Origin of the sequence: Konateibacter massiliensis, assembly GCF_900184995.1 — a bacterium.
Taxonomy (GTDB): Bacteria; Bacillota; Clostridia; order Lachnospirales; family Lachnospiraceae; genus Lachnotalea; species Lachnotalea massiliensis.
Genome location: NZ_LT860099.1, coordinates 2,198,239 through 2,212,495, shown reverse-complemented (window position 1 = coordinate 2,212,495; position 14,257 = coordinate 2,198,239). Strand labels below are relative to the sequence as shown.

The window sequence follows — 14,257 nt, the reverse complement described above, 5'->3', positions numbered from 1 at the left end:
TATTAGGATTCCTCTCGTTTATTTTATAATAGTTAAGCTATTTGCCATTTGTTTTTCGATAATCCATAGGTGTAACGCCTGCTACTTTTTTAAAAAGTTTAGTAAAATAAGAGTAGTTGCCATAGCCTATTTTATCAGAAATCATATTAACGGATAAATCTGTATGGACTAATAAGTCTTTTGCCGTGTCAATACGCTTTTTAATAATATAATTGACAAGAGAGCACCCGGTTTCTTTTTTAAAAAGCTTTGCGGTATAATCGGGGTCCAGATAAACAATTTCAGCTAAGCTGTTACGATTGATATCTTCAGCAAAGTGGATATCAATGTATTCACAGATAATGGAAGCAACCGATTTATCGCAGGCAGAGAAAGCAACATAGTCCAGTGCAGTATTTACAAGATAAGAGATATAAATAATCATACTTTCTCTGGACTTTAGGGATAGTTCCAGTAATGTATCATTGGTTTTCCCTTGGATTAACTTATGTGCCAGAATACCCTTTTCCTTTAGAAACGAATAAATAAGCTGTATGACATCAACTTGAAAGCTGGCTAAAACGTCATAGTTTAATTTGTCCGAGGATGACAATTGAGAGAGATAATCTTCACAATATGCAAGAAAGAAAGCATGTTTTCCCAATTGCAGATATTCATCGAGAAGTTTTAAATTAGGTAAGGAGTAATCCGTTTCAATGGGTATGTATTCGTTTAACATAAAGACTTTGTTTCTGCAATCTATTCTATTTTTGCTCATTGACTGCAACTGCTCTAACCCCTCATGAAAGGTTTGGAAGGTGAGCGGAAGCCCAATATAACAGCTAAGGGAAGCCTCGTATTTTTTATTCATAGAATAGATTAGTTTTTCACAATATCGCTTCAGTTTAGCAAGTAAAGCTCCTGATTCAGCATTGGTACAGTTTATGATGGAAATAAAACTGCCGCCCGAAGTGTTTTTCTCGAAAAGAACATCATTTGGTGATAGCACCTCTTTAAATATTTCATAAAAAGCAGTTTCAAATTCGAAAGAAAGCTTGCTAGGAGCATGAAAACACTTAGTAATAACATTTTGATCCGATAAGGATATGGTGAATATATCAAATAAAATAGTAATAAATTGATCCGTTGTATGGTAGGTAAGATGATTTTTTGCCAGAAGGGAATGCAATTCTTCTGTTGAATAAAGTTTTTCTTGTTTCAGAAATTCACTCCAAAAATGTTTTGAAATGCTTTCCTTGATATCTTCCCATGCATTTGAAATACTGGCTGCATTTTTTGCTTTTTTGGTGTATTCAGCTTTTTGAATTGCCTTTCTTACGATTAATTCCAGTTTGTCAAATTCGATTGGTTTTAAGTAATATCCAAAACTCTGTAATGCGATGGCTTTTTGCGCAAAATTAAATTCAGCATAATTAGTTAAGAAGATAGTCTGAATATCATAATTTTCTTCCCTGACCCAGGTAAGTAAATCAATGCCGCTTCCCTGAGGCATGTCAATGTCTGTAATTAAAATTTCTATTGATTTATCTTTTATGACTTCTTTTGCCTGGGTTATATTTGAAGCGCTGTATACGTCCTCAAACCCTAGTGTTTTCCAATCTATATTTTGATTCAATGCGCCTAAAACAAAGCGATCGTCGTCAACCAGTAAGATGTTCATTTATCTCCCTCCCAATTATATCAGTTATTACCTTGTCTACTTATCTTCGTTGCTAAAGGGTAATACTAATTCAATGCAAGCTCCCATATCAGCATTATTCGAAAACAATAATTTGTATTCATTGCCATATAAGAATGTCAGTCTTTCGATAGCATTTGTTATTCCGATTCGAGTTCCGTCTTCACTGACAAGCGATTGATGATTGTTTAAAACAGTCAAAACCTCATTCGTGAAGCCGGGGCCGGTATCTTTTAATGCAATATGCAAATAATCCTTTCCGTTTCTCTGTAGTTTTTGGGTAGTTAAAGTAATATTTAATGTTATGGTTAAGGACACGCAATGTTTAATTGTATTTTCAATAAATGTCATAAGGATCAATGGCGGGATAAGCCCTTCATTTGCAGCAGTATCCTCAATGTATGTATAAGAAAAAGCGGAACCATATCGTAACGTTTGTATATTCAGATAAGCATTTACGTGACTTAATTCATATTCCAGCTTTACAAAATCTTTATTCGTCTGAAATAAGTAACGTAGATATTTGGAGGTAAAGAGTGCCATGGATTCTATCTCTTTATAATTCTTTGTCTGTGCCATACTGTAAATGGTGGTCAGACAGTTTAAGTAAAAATGAGGTTTTATTTGCTGTTGTAAAAAGCCTATCTGAATCCTCTTTTTTTCTAGTTCCTGTTCATAAAGATTAATCTTTAACTTCGTTATTTCCCGCATCAGATTCTTAAACTGTTGGTTAGCTTGCTCTAATTCAATAATATTACTGTCCTGAAGATCCAAGAGGTTCGTATTATCGTTTATTTTTGCAAGATTAAGAGAAAAACTCTGTATTGGTTGTATTACCTTTTTCTGAGTGTAGTATACAAAGACAAACAAGGTAAGTGCAACAATAAAAGCCATAATAACAACAATAATCTGCATAAGAATAATTCGTTCATAAAACCAGTTATCAATAAAAATATGTAAGGTAAAAGGCAGGGTAGAAGCTTTATTATCAATATTTAAACGGCTTAAGAATAAAGAATTGCCTAAGCTGCTATCACCTTTGGTCCCTGTGGAGGATAGAATCGTGTGATTCATATCTTTCATAAGCATATAGCCGTTAGTACCCAGATTAATATCCTCAAGCGGCGTCAAGATATCTTTTGCAGAGATAAAGGAGATAAAGGTTCGATTATTATAGGTAATAATATAATAAAAGTAGTAATTATCCCGTATCTTAAGTATTTTCCAGTCATTGCTGTTTTTAAGCGTTTCTTTGCTTTTAATCTTTTCTAACAATTCCTTTTTACATAGAAGATAATCGGAATAAGAAAGGTTTAGGGCAGAACAATTTAGGAAAAGATCTTGTTCTTCCAAATATAAGAAATATTCAAATTCTTTTCCGGTGCCGTATTGATTGTCACTTACCCGCGTGCGAAAAGTTGTTATGGCTTCCAGCCTGTCGCCAAAGTCCTCGTTTGTTTCCAGCGTATCAATGAGAGGTTCGTGAATTACTGTCCACCGGACAAAATGCTCGACGGCTGCTATTTTTCTAACGGTTTCTTCCTGATATAAAGCAATCGTATTCGAAATGTGAATCATGTTCTGCTCTCTGGTCGTTATGATGGAAACAAAGCTTACCGCAATGTTAATTACAATGATCGGAATGGACAAACTGATTAATACCTTTATAAAATGTTCAAGTGAATGACTGGAACGAGATCTTTTTCTCTTCATAATGCCTCCTGTACTATTTATTAGTATTATACAAGAATATATTTCTAGATTCTACCGGATTTGGAAGAAAGACCAAAAAGTGCTAGAGGTAAGACGGAATAGTTCTATAGACCTTTGATTGATTATGTTAGAATTCAGGCTAAAGGAGGATGTAATATGAAAAATGTAACAAAAGTTGCAAAAGGCACGCAGGCTTCTTTGGGGAGAAGGCTGAAAAAGAGTATACCCCTATATATTCTTTTATTTCCGTCCGCTGTTCTTTTGCTTTGTTTTGCCTATTTGCCTATGTATGGATTGATCATTGCCTTTAAGGATTTTACACCCGCGCTTGGGATTATGGGAAGTCCATGGGTTGGTTTCAAACACTTTCTTAAGTTTTTTAATTCTTATCAGTTTGGTATCACGCTAAAAAATACATTGGCAATTAGTATTTACGGGATTATAGTCGGTTTTCCGTTACCGATTGCATTAGCTTTGTTATGTAATCAAATTAGAAATCAGAAGTTTAAGAAGATATTTCAAGTGACAACTTACCTTCCACATTTTATTTCCACTATGGTAATGTGCGGCTTAATTCTTATTTTCTTATCACCAAGCAGTGGTATTATAGCAAATGTATTTCGTCTGTTTGGTATTGAAATTCCTAACCTTATGGCAAGTGTTTCGGCATTTAAGCATGTATATGTATGGAGCGATATCTGGCAGCATTTAGGGTGGGACAGCATTATATTCTTAGCCGCGTTGTCAGCAATTGACCCTACCTATTATGAAGCGGCAACCATTGACGGAGCATCAGTCATGCAGAAAATCCGTTATATTGATCTTCCGTTGATATTATCCACTGCTATGATATTGCTGATATTAAGGGCGGGAAGTATATTAAGTATAGGCTTTGAAAAAGTTTTTCTTTTACAAAACACACAGAATGCTATGGGAAGTGAAATAATATCAACCTATGTATATAAAGTAGGTATGCAAAGCTTTCAATATAGTCTGTCCACTGCCATTGGTCTTTTTAATACAGTAGTTAATTTAGCTGTACTGCTAATCGTCAACTGGTTTTCGAAGAAAATGACAGATACCAGCTTGATATAAGGAGGATTTAAATGGAAAAAGTAAATGTAAAATCCAGCAGAATGAAGAAAAGTCCCAGGGACAGATTAGTAGATATTATAATACATACGATTGCAGTTTTAATGATAGCAGCGGTTGTTTACCCCCTATGGTTTATTATTATAGCATCTTTCAGCAATCCGGCTGATGTGGCAAATGGGGAGGTTTGGATATGGCCGAAACATTGGATGCTCGACGGATATGTGGAACTGTTTAAACAATCTTCCATTTGGCGCAGCTATGCAAATACGATTTTTTATACGTTGGCAGGAACTTTGGTTGCTTTAGTCGTAAATATTACGGCGGGGTACGCGATGTCAAGAAAGGATATGCTGGGGAGAAAATGGATTAATTTGTTTTATATCATACCGATGTTTATCAGTGGAGGTCTAATTCCTATTTATTTGGTAGTAAAGGATTTTCATTTGTTAGATTCATTTTGGGTTATGATCGTACCGTTTTCGGTATCATCTTATAATATTATTGTTGCACGAACATTTTTTAACACAAGTATACCGGAAGGATTATGGGAATCTGCACAGATTGACGGCTGCGGAACCATACGGTATTTCTTTCAATTTGTAATTCCGTTATCCAAAGCGATTATAGCGGTTATTGGATTATGGACGGCAGTAGGAATATGGAATTCGTGGTTCAATGCTTTGATTTATTTGCAAAACGAAAGCCTACAGCCATTGCAGCTATTGCTGAGAAGAATTTTGATATCAAATCAGTCTCTTCTGGGGGCGGCCACCGGGGAAATGGCTTCTGAGCTTAGAAGATTATCTGATATGATGAAATATGCATCTATCGTGGTATCCACTCTTCCCATTATGCTTCTGTATCCATTTTTACAGAAATATTTTAATCAGGGTGTTATGATAGGTGCCATTAAAGAATGAGCATGAAAAGTGCGTAAGAAAGGGAGAAGAATATGATTAAAAAAGTAGTAAGTATTATGGTTATGACAGCAATGTTAGCAGTTACAGCAACAGGTTGCGGAGGAACACAAACAAATAATGAAGTGGAAAGTACATCAAATCAGGAAAGTCAAAGCAAAGAAACTGAGACGGTAAGTCAAGATTCCTTTAAAGTAACAACGGTACGCTGGGCGGATTGGGGTGAAGATTATCATGAAGGCTTCGTGGACGATGCAGCGACAAATGCAGGTATCTCCATTGCCTGGGATACCATTTTGAATTCAGACTGGACGGATAAAAAAGCGGTATTAATGGCTGGCGGTGACTTGCCGGATGCATTTTTAGGTTCCATATGCTTCACGGCTTCTGATATCGCAACCAATCAAAATTCATTTATAGCGTTAGATGAGTACATTGATGAAAACATGCCTAACTTTAAGGCAATTTTGGAAAAAGACCCGATTATGAAAGCGTTGGCAACCTCGTCCGACGGACATATCTATGGTCTTCCAAGCAAAAAACCTTGCAGACCAGTCGTGTCTAATCAAATGTTTATCAATCAAGAATGGCTTGATAATCTTGGCTTAAGTATGCCGCAGACTTATGAAGAATATTACAATGTATTAAAAGCATTTAAAGAGCAGGATGCCAATGGAAATGGTGATCCGAATGATGAAATTCCATATGGCCAGGGTTATGCAGATTCCACCATGTTTTTCTTACTTCCTTTCGGAACGACCATCGGTGCAGACGGTACTTATCTAATGACAGTAAAAGACAACGAGCCGGCATTTTTACCTACTCTTGATTCTTACAAAGAAGGTATTGCATGGATGCACAAAGCTTACAGCGAAGGACTCATTGATCCGGAAATTTATACGCAGGATACTTCCATGCGTGATGCCAAATTAATGAGTGAAACTTCAGTGGTAGGTTCCGCTCCTGGTTGGACAACAGACGCTACGTTTGGAGCAAATGCTTCACAGTATGCTGCTTTACCTGCATTAGAAGGTCCGGATGGAGAATGTTATGTTTCCTCTGACCCGGAACATTGGAATTACAGCAGAAATGAATTTATGATAACAACCGCTTGTAAAGATCCGGCAGCGCTGCTTCGTTGGATGGATCAGTTCTATACAGAAGATGCCTCCATTCAGACATTTTATGGTTCCTTTGGTGTAGGCATTGAAAAAGAGGGTGATACTTACTCCTTGCTTGCTCCTACAGATGGAAATTCAGCGGATACATTTGCTTGGATAAATTCACTCCGAGATTTTGGTCCGAAATATGTAGGAGATGGATTTAATGATAAAGTAAATTTACCGACCGACAGCGGTGACGGCTTAAAGCTTCAGTTAGATAAGGAATTAAGCCAATATGCAAAACCAGCCTATCCAAATGTAAGTTATACCAATGAACAGTTAAACGATTTGTCAACGCTGTATACAGATATTAATTCCTACATAACAACCATGCAGGCAAAATGGGTTACGGAAGGCGGAGTAGAACAAGAGTGGGATTCTTATATTGAAACATTAAAGCAAATGGGTTACGATAATTTTATGAAAATTCAAAAGGATGCATATGATAATTATCAGGCAAGTGCAAAATAAAAAAGATAACTGTTGATCGGAAAGTATTCAGTTGTTACAATAGCTTTCAAAAAATGAGTAGAAAAGAGAACAGATTGTTTTATACATGTGTTCTCTTTTCTAAAATTATAGGAATTGGAGTAAAGATATGTTAGGTAAAATAATAAGTTTTGAGAAAAATAAGCAGGATATCACTGTCGTATTTGAGAATGGAATAGGAACTATTTCCGTCCTAAATGATTGTATGGTCCGTATCTTCTCAAAAACAGAAGATAATGGTAAATCAAAAGCAATCGAGCACTTAGAAAAAATAGACACAGAATTTGATGTAATCATGAATCAAGAAAATCTAATCATTCGTACAAAGAAAATGTTGATAAACGTGTTCGATGGATTTCGAATTGATTTTTATAAATTAGATGGAACCGTGTTATGTAAGGATTATCGAGGAGAGAGAAAGCCTCGCGTTGAACTTGGTGAGGAATTCATTCAACTGATGGAGCAGGAAGGACATGAGCATAAAAAAGAGGAGCAAAATCATAGAATACAAGTTGTTAAGGAATTAGAGGGTGATGAGTTTTTTTATGGATTGGGGGACAGGACAGGCTTTTTAAATAAAAGAGGCTATGAATATGAAATGTGGAATACGGATGATCCCAAACCACATGTAGATAGCTATAAAACGCTGTATAAAACGATACCTTTTTTGATTACGTTAAAAACAAACTGTGTTTACGGAATATTTTTTGATAATACCAACCGCTCCTTTTGGGATATGGGAAAAGAAAGCAATGATTATTATTACTTTGCTTCTGATGCGGGCAATTTGGACTATTACTTTTTTACCGGAGAAAGTATCAAAGATATTATAAAAGAATATACCTCATTAACCGGCACGGTTAACAGACCTCAGTTGTGGAGTCTGGGATATCATCAGTCCAGATGGGGATATGATACAGAACATGATGTAAGAAAAATAGCAGCCTCTTTTCGAGAACATAGGATTCCTTGTGATACGATTCACTTGGATATTGATTATATGGAGAAGTACAAAGTGTTTACTTGGAATAAAAAGAACTTTGAGCATCCAAAGGAACTAATAGAGGATTTAGCAAAAGAAGGATTTAAAATCGTAACAATAATTGATCCCGGTGTAAAGGTAGAAAAAGGCTATCCGATTTATGAGGAGGGTGTCAAACATAATTATTTTGTAAAAGATGCAGAAGGTGAAATATATGTAAACCAAGTATGGCCGGGAGATGCTGTTTATCCGGATTTTGGAAAGAAAGAGGTAAGAGACTGGTGGGCAGACAATCAAAAGCTCTTACTAAAACACGGGGTTCGCGGCGTATGGAATGATATGAATGAACCGGCAAGTTTCAAAGGAGAGATACCGGATGACATCTTGTTTTCGGATGAGGATAGAATTGCAACCCATGGTGAAATGCATAATGTATATGGGCACTTAATGTCGAAAGCGACCTATGCAGGTTTAAAAAAGCATGACAAAAGACGGCCGTTTGTCATTACGAGAGCTTGCTATGCAGGCAGTCAGAAATATACGACAGGCTGGACCGGTGATAATCATAGTATCTGGGCACATTTGCAAATGGCTATCCCACAGTTATGTAATTTGGGGTTAAGCGGTATGAGCTATGTTGGAACAGATGTCGGAGGCTTCGGCTCCGATACGACGGCGGAGCTTTTGACAAGATGGGTGCAGGTCGGTTGCTTCTCACCTCTTTTTCGAAATCATTCCAATATGGGAAGCTTATATCAGGAACCGTGGCAGTTTGGAGAAGAAACCATGGAGATATACCGTCAATACGTGGAACTTCGATATAAGCTTTTGCCTTATTTTTATGATTTGTTCGTAAGCGGTGAAACAAGCGGACTTCCTATTATGCGCCCGCTGGTACTTCATTACGAGACAGATGAGAGAGTACGTGAATTAAACGATGAGTTTTTAGTAGGTGAGAGTATTTTGGTGGCTCCGGTTGTGATGCAGGGCGCAAGAAGCCGCATGGTGTATTTGCCGGAGGGAAAATGGGTAGATTATCACACACAAGAAGAGCTGGAAGGTGGGCAATTTATGATTGCAAAGGCACCTTTAGAAAAGTGCCCGATGTATATAAAAGCAGGCTCAATTTTACCAAATTATCCTGTTCAAAATTATGTGGGAGAAAAAGAAATTACCTCATTAACTTTGGATATCTACAAAGGAGAAGGAGTTTATATCCATTATCAAGATGACGGTGAAAGCTTTGATTATGAAAAGGGAGTTTATAACGAATATAAATTCAGTGTTACAAAACAGGGGGATTTTACAGCGGAATTGGTACATGGAGGGTATGAGAAAAAATATGACAGCTTTCTTCTTACCTATGAGGGGAAAGAAATCTTAGTGCCTTTTGAGGGGAAGAAGATACAAGTGAAGCTTATATAAAGCGAAAGTCCTTTTAGTTTGTATTGATTTATGAGATTTTTCATAGTAAAGTAAAATAGATAACTGGCAATAGCTTAAAGCCATACAAACAAAGGAGATGTAGACATATGAAATTAGGATTTATAGGCTGCGGCAATATGGCGTCCGCAATGATTGGCGGCATTATCAGTAACGGGATATGTGAAGCAGGAAACATTATTGCGTCCGATGCATATACACCCGCATTGGAAAAGGCGAAAGAGAATTTAAAGATTCAGGTCACGGAGGATAATAAAAAGGTGGCTGAGGAGGCAGATATTCTCTTTTTGTCGGTAAAACCGCAGTATTATGAAGACGTTATCGGTGAATTGAAGAGCGTGATAAAGGAGAACCAGATTGTTGTCACCATAGCACCGGGCAAGACCTTGGAATGGCTTGGTGATAGATTTGGAAACTCTGTAAAAATCGTGCGCTGTATGCCGAACACTCCTGCACTTGTATGTGAGGGTATTACCGGTACCTGCTACAATGAGCTTGTCACGAAAGAGGAGCTGGAGCAGGTGTGTAAGGTTTTGGAAGGCTTTGGAAAGGTTGAGGTCATATCAGAGAACCTTATGGACGTGGTAGTATCGGTAAGCGGCAGCTCTCCCGCTTATGTATTTATGTTTATTGAGGCGATGGCGGATGCGGCGGTTGCCGATGGCATGCTGAGAGACAAGGCATATAAATTTGCAGCGCAGGCAGTTTACGGCAGTGCTAAAATGGTGCTTGAGACCGGCAAACATCCGGGTGAGCTAAAGGATATGGTTTGCTCGCCGGGCGGCACAACAATAGAAGCAGTGCGTGTTTTGGAGAAAGAGGGCTTTAGAAGCTCGGTAATGGAAGCGATGAAGGCTTGTACGAAGAAAGCAAAGGGGATGTAGGGGGTCTTGTTCGCACTTTTTGGGGGAGTGGATAAATAGGAGAAGATGTATGATAAGGCTTGCAATAGTAGAAGATGATATAAAATATATGGAGCAGTTTTGCGAATATGTAAAAAAATATGAAAAAGAAAGCCAAGAACAGATTAGTGTAAAGACATTTTCTGACGGAATGGATATTATTACGGAGTACAAACCGGTTTATGATATTATTTTTATGGATATCCAAATGAAGCTTTTGGACGGAATGAGTACAGCGAAAAGTATTCGTAAGCTGGATAAGGATGTGCTTCTTGTTTTTATAACAAATCTTGCACAATACGCAATTCAGGGCTATGAGGTGGAAGCTTTGGACTATGTATTAAAGCCGGTCAGTTATTTTGCTTTTTCCCAAGAGCTGAAAAAGGCAATCAAGAAAATCAAAGCAAGACAGTCCTATTATCTTACCGTTTTTCAGGAAGGAAATATGGTCAGACTGGATGTAACCCAGATTTATTATATAGAAAGTCAAGGACATAATATTACATTTCATACCCATGATAATGTATATACGATACGTGATTCACTCAAGAATCTGGAAGATAAGCTTCAAGGAAAATATTTTTACAGATGCAACAATTGTTATTTGGTAAATTTACGTTATGTAGAGAGTGTGAATAATAATCTGGTTACTGTGGCAGGAAATATTTTGCAGATAAGCCGCCCGAAAAAGAAGGGATTTATGGAAGAACTTTCGAGGTATATGGGAGGAGAACTGGGATGAATATGATGCAGGATATTCCCAAAATATACACGGCATTAGCAGAATGGGCGGCTTGCCTGATTTTAATACTGAGCTTGAAAAGAAGACATGCAATAAAACGCACCGCACTTTATCTTGGAGTTTTACTTATTCTTCTTATCTGTGTGCAAATCTGGATAGGAGCTGTACCGGTCGCTTTTTGGATTCCAGGAATGATTATGGCAACTATACTTATGTATGCAGGAATAAGACTTTGCTGTGATATTCCGAGTACCGACGCAGCTTTTTTTCTGGCAATTGCATTTGTGTTTGCGGAATTTGCCGCTTCTTTTGAATGGCAGTTATATTCCTTTGCAGCAGAAAGCGGATTTGGTGGTGTGCCTTTGCAGACGGCTTTTTTGTTCGTGTGTTATGGGGGGACATTTTTTCTTTTTTATATTGTTGAAAAGAAGAGAATAAAAAATGAGAATAATCTTTATGTTACAAATAAGGAGGCATTCAGTGCCGCAACTATAGCACTGGGCACCTTTTTAATAAGCAATATCAGTTATGTCTATCAAAATACACCTTTTAGCGGGCGTATGAGTATGGAAATTTTTTATATCAGAACCTTGGTTGATTTTGCCGGAGTTGCTATGCTGGTTGCCTTGCAGGACAGATGGCAGGAAATGCTGATTAAGCAGGAATTGGATTCCATTCACTCCATTTTGCAAAGACAATATGAGCAGTACTGCCAATCTAGAGAAAGTATTAACCTGATAAACAGGAAATATCATGATTTGAAGCATCAAATTGTGGTGATTCGAAAGGAAACAGACGAAAAGAAAAGAGAAGCATATTTGAACGAGATGGAATCAGACTTATATGCCTATGAAGCACAAAACAGGACAGGTAACAGTGTTTTGGACACAATATTGACAGGTAAACAAATGTACTGTGTTCAGCATGATATTAATATGACCAGTGTGATTGACGGAGAAAAATTAAATTTTATGAATGCAATGGATATTTGCAGTATTTTTGGAAATACACTGGATAATGCCATTGAAAGCGTAAGCAAGATAACGGATAAGGATAAGAGGCTGATACGGATTGCGGTTTATGGGCAGAATGATTTTCTTGTTATACGGGTGGAAAACTATTACGAAAACTCGCTGAAAATGAGAGAGGGCAATTATATTACCACGAAGGGGGATAAGGCGTATCATGGCTATGGGATAAAAAGTATCAAGTATACGGCTGAAAAATACGGAGGTACAATGACGATACATACGCAGGATAGTTGGTTTTGTCTGAATGTGTTGATACCGATGCGTGAGAATGGAATATCCTAATATGGTTTAACGGAGGTGTTTTTTCCTTCTAGTAGTATAAATGTAGATATGGAAGTATATGATTCAAACGATAGATAAAATCCGGGGCTTTAGCCTCGGATTTTTCACGTTAAGGTAAAAAGAAAATAACCTTGAACTTGCTTTTGGGGTGTAAGGAGTCAGGCAATAATATGTACATGGTAAATAAAAATTACACGAATATATATACAACATATACAAAGGGATAAAGCTTAGAACTTAAAAACTATACATTGTAACAGGTTATGACGCCAGAAAAACAGATTATGACAAACAGAATATAAAAAAATATAGTTGTGCTATAATCCGTTGTGAAAGAGAGAGGAGGTGTGCAGTTGAATAAACAGGTATTTAATCCGTTTTTGCCAAGCTATGAATATATTCCGGATCCGGAGCCTTATGTCTTTGGTGACCGGGTGTATATATATGGTTCTCATGACAGATTTAATGCAAAAATGTTTTGTGTAAATGATTATGTATGCTGGTCCGCACCGGTGGAGGATCTATCGGACTGGAAGTGTGAGGGAATCATTTATAAGAAAACCCAAGATCCAAAAAATTGTTTGGGCTTGCGCATTATGTTTGCTCCGGATGTTGTTCAGGGGTTGGACGGACGTTTTTATCTGTATTATGCCTTTGATTTTATGGGAATCATGGGTGTGGCAGTTAGTGACAGCCCGGCAGGCCAGTATGAATTTCTGGGACATATCTCATATAGGGATGGAACTATATGGGGAAGAAAAAAAGGTGACCAACTTCCGTTTGATCCGGCAGTGTTTATTGATGATGACGGTAAAATCTATCTGTATTCCGGTTTTTATACATCGGTTCCAGCTATTGCTAGCGGCTTTAAAAAGTTGAAAACAGACGGAGGAATTGTCATAGAGCTGGAACAGGATATGGTAACCATAAAAAAAGACCCGGTTCTTCTGTTTCCGAAGGAAGGGAAAGACTCCTTTTCCGATCATGAATTTTTTGAGGCAAGTTCGATGCGAAAGATTAACGGTAAATATTATTTTGTGTATTCCTCCAAGCATAACCATGAGTTGTGCTATGCCGTCAGCGACAGACCGGACGGAGGATTTGTATATGGTGGAACGTTAATCAGTCTCGGTGATTTATTTCTGGAAGGCAATCAGGAGGAAGAAAAGGGTTTGAATTACCTTGGGAATACTCATGGCGGAATGGTGGAAATCAAAGGGCAATGGTATATTTTTTATCACCGGCAGACAAATAGAAGTTCTTATTCCAGACAGGCTTGTGCGGAGGCATTACATATGAATCAGGATGGAAGCTTTAGGCAGGCAGAAGTAACAAGCTGTGGTTTGAACAATGGTCCGCTGAGTGGTAAAGGGGAATATGAAGCACGTATTGCGTGTAATCTTTGGTCAAAAGACGGTGTAGGCAGATATGACTGCCCGTCACCTAAAAAGCGTTATGCGAAGCATCCTTATTTTACGCAGGAAGGAAAGGACCGGGAGAATAATCCGGATCAGTACATTGCAAATATGAGAAATAAAGCTGTAGCAGGCTTTAAATACTTCGATATAAAGGGGTTAAACACAATCAGTATCCGTATTCGTGGGGAAGCGGACGGGGAAATGATAGTATCGGTTTCAAAGAGTTTTGCTACTATAGCTGCAGCAATTCCGATTCGGGTAATCAGAGCACAAAACTGGGTGAATTTTGAGGCTGAGGCTGTGGTGGAGCAGGGAATTACTGCATTATACTTTCAATACCGAGGGAATGGAAGTATTGATTTTAAAGCATTTGAATTAAAATCACTATAAGATTTTAATATA

General features: G+C 37.6%; 10 protein-coding genes. 8 read left to right on the top strand and 2 right to left on the bottom strand.

Features of this window, described 5'->3' with window-relative positions:
* Nucleotides 1-37: 37 nt before the first annotated feature.
* Together CTY48_RS15850 and CTY48_RS15845 are read right to left on the bottom strand one after the other, a co-directional pair.
* Nucleotides 38-1,660: a response regulator transcription factor gene (locus tag CTY48_RS15850; RefSeq protein ID WP_099469425.1), complete on the bottom strand. Its 1,623-nt coding sequence runs from the start codon at nt 1,658-1,660 to the stop codon at nt 38-40.
* Nucleotides 1,661-1,696: 36 nt separating this feature from the next.
* Nucleotides 1,697-3,391 (bottom strand): sensor histidine kinase, encoded by a 1,695-nt coding sequence (locus tag CTY48_RS15845; protein ID WP_099469424.1) that lies wholly within the window; start codon nt 3,389-3,391, stop codon nt 1,697-1,699.
* 156 nt (nt 3,392-3,547) lie between these two features.
* On the opposite strand from CTY48_RS15845, the gene CTY48_RS15840 reads away from it, so the two are divergent.
* The 8 genes from CTY48_RS15840 to CTY48_RS15805 all read left to right on the top strand — a co-directional run bounded on the left by CTY48_RS15840 (nt 3,548) and on the right by CTY48_RS15805 (nt 14,245).
* Complete coding sequence (locus tag CTY48_RS15840; protein ID WP_099469423.1) at nt 3,548-4,486, top strand: ABC transporter permease; 939 nt, start codon at nt 3,548-3,550, stop codon at nt 4,484-4,486.
* Between the two features lie 11 nt (nt 4,487-4,497).
* Nucleotides 4,498-5,406, top strand: coding sequence for a carbohydrate ABC transporter permease (locus CTY48_RS15835; RefSeq protein ID WP_099469422.1), 909 nt, complete (start codon nt 4,498-4,500; stop codon nt 5,404-5,406).
* A gap of 32 nt (nt 5,407-5,438) precedes the next feature.
* Entirely contained in the window at nt 5,439-7,037 is a 1,599-nt protein-coding gene (locus CTY48_RS15830; RefSeq protein WP_099469421.1) for a type 2 periplasmic-binding domain-containing protein, read from the top strand.
* Nucleotides 7,038-7,164: 127 nt separating this feature from the next.
* Entirely contained in the window at nt 7,165-9,462 is a 2,298-nt protein-coding gene (locus CTY48_RS15825; RefSeq protein ID WP_099469420.1) for a glycoside hydrolase family 31 protein, read from the top strand.
* Between the two features lie 107 nt (nt 9,463-9,569).
* Entirely contained in the window at nt 9,570-10,364 is a 795-nt protein-coding gene (gene proC, locus CTY48_RS15820; RefSeq protein ID WP_099469419.1) for a pyrroline-5-carboxylate reductase, read from the top strand.
* Nucleotides 10,365-10,413: 49 nt separating this feature from the next.
* Nucleotides 10,414-11,124: a LytR/AlgR family response regulator transcription factor gene (locus CTY48_RS15815; protein ID WP_099469418.1), complete on the top strand. Its 711-nt coding sequence runs from the start codon at nt 10,414-10,416 to the stop codon at nt 11,122-11,124.
* Complete coding sequence (locus CTY48_RS15810; RefSeq protein ID WP_236354983.1) at nt 11,121-12,437, top strand: ATP-binding protein; 1,317 nt, start codon at nt 11,121-11,123, stop codon at nt 12,435-12,437. The genes CTY48_RS15815 and CTY48_RS15810 overlap by 4 nt, the downstream gene beginning before the upstream one ends.
* Before the next feature lie 347 nt (nt 12,438-12,784).
* Nucleotides 12,785-14,245 carry a family 43 glycosylhydrolase gene (locus CTY48_RS15805; protein ID WP_456298592.1) on the top strand — a complete coding sequence of 487 codons (1,461 nt, stop codon included), beginning with the start codon at nt 12,785-12,787 and terminating at the stop codon, nt 14,243-14,245.
* The last annotated feature ends 12 nt before the right edge of the window (nt 14,246-14,257 follow it).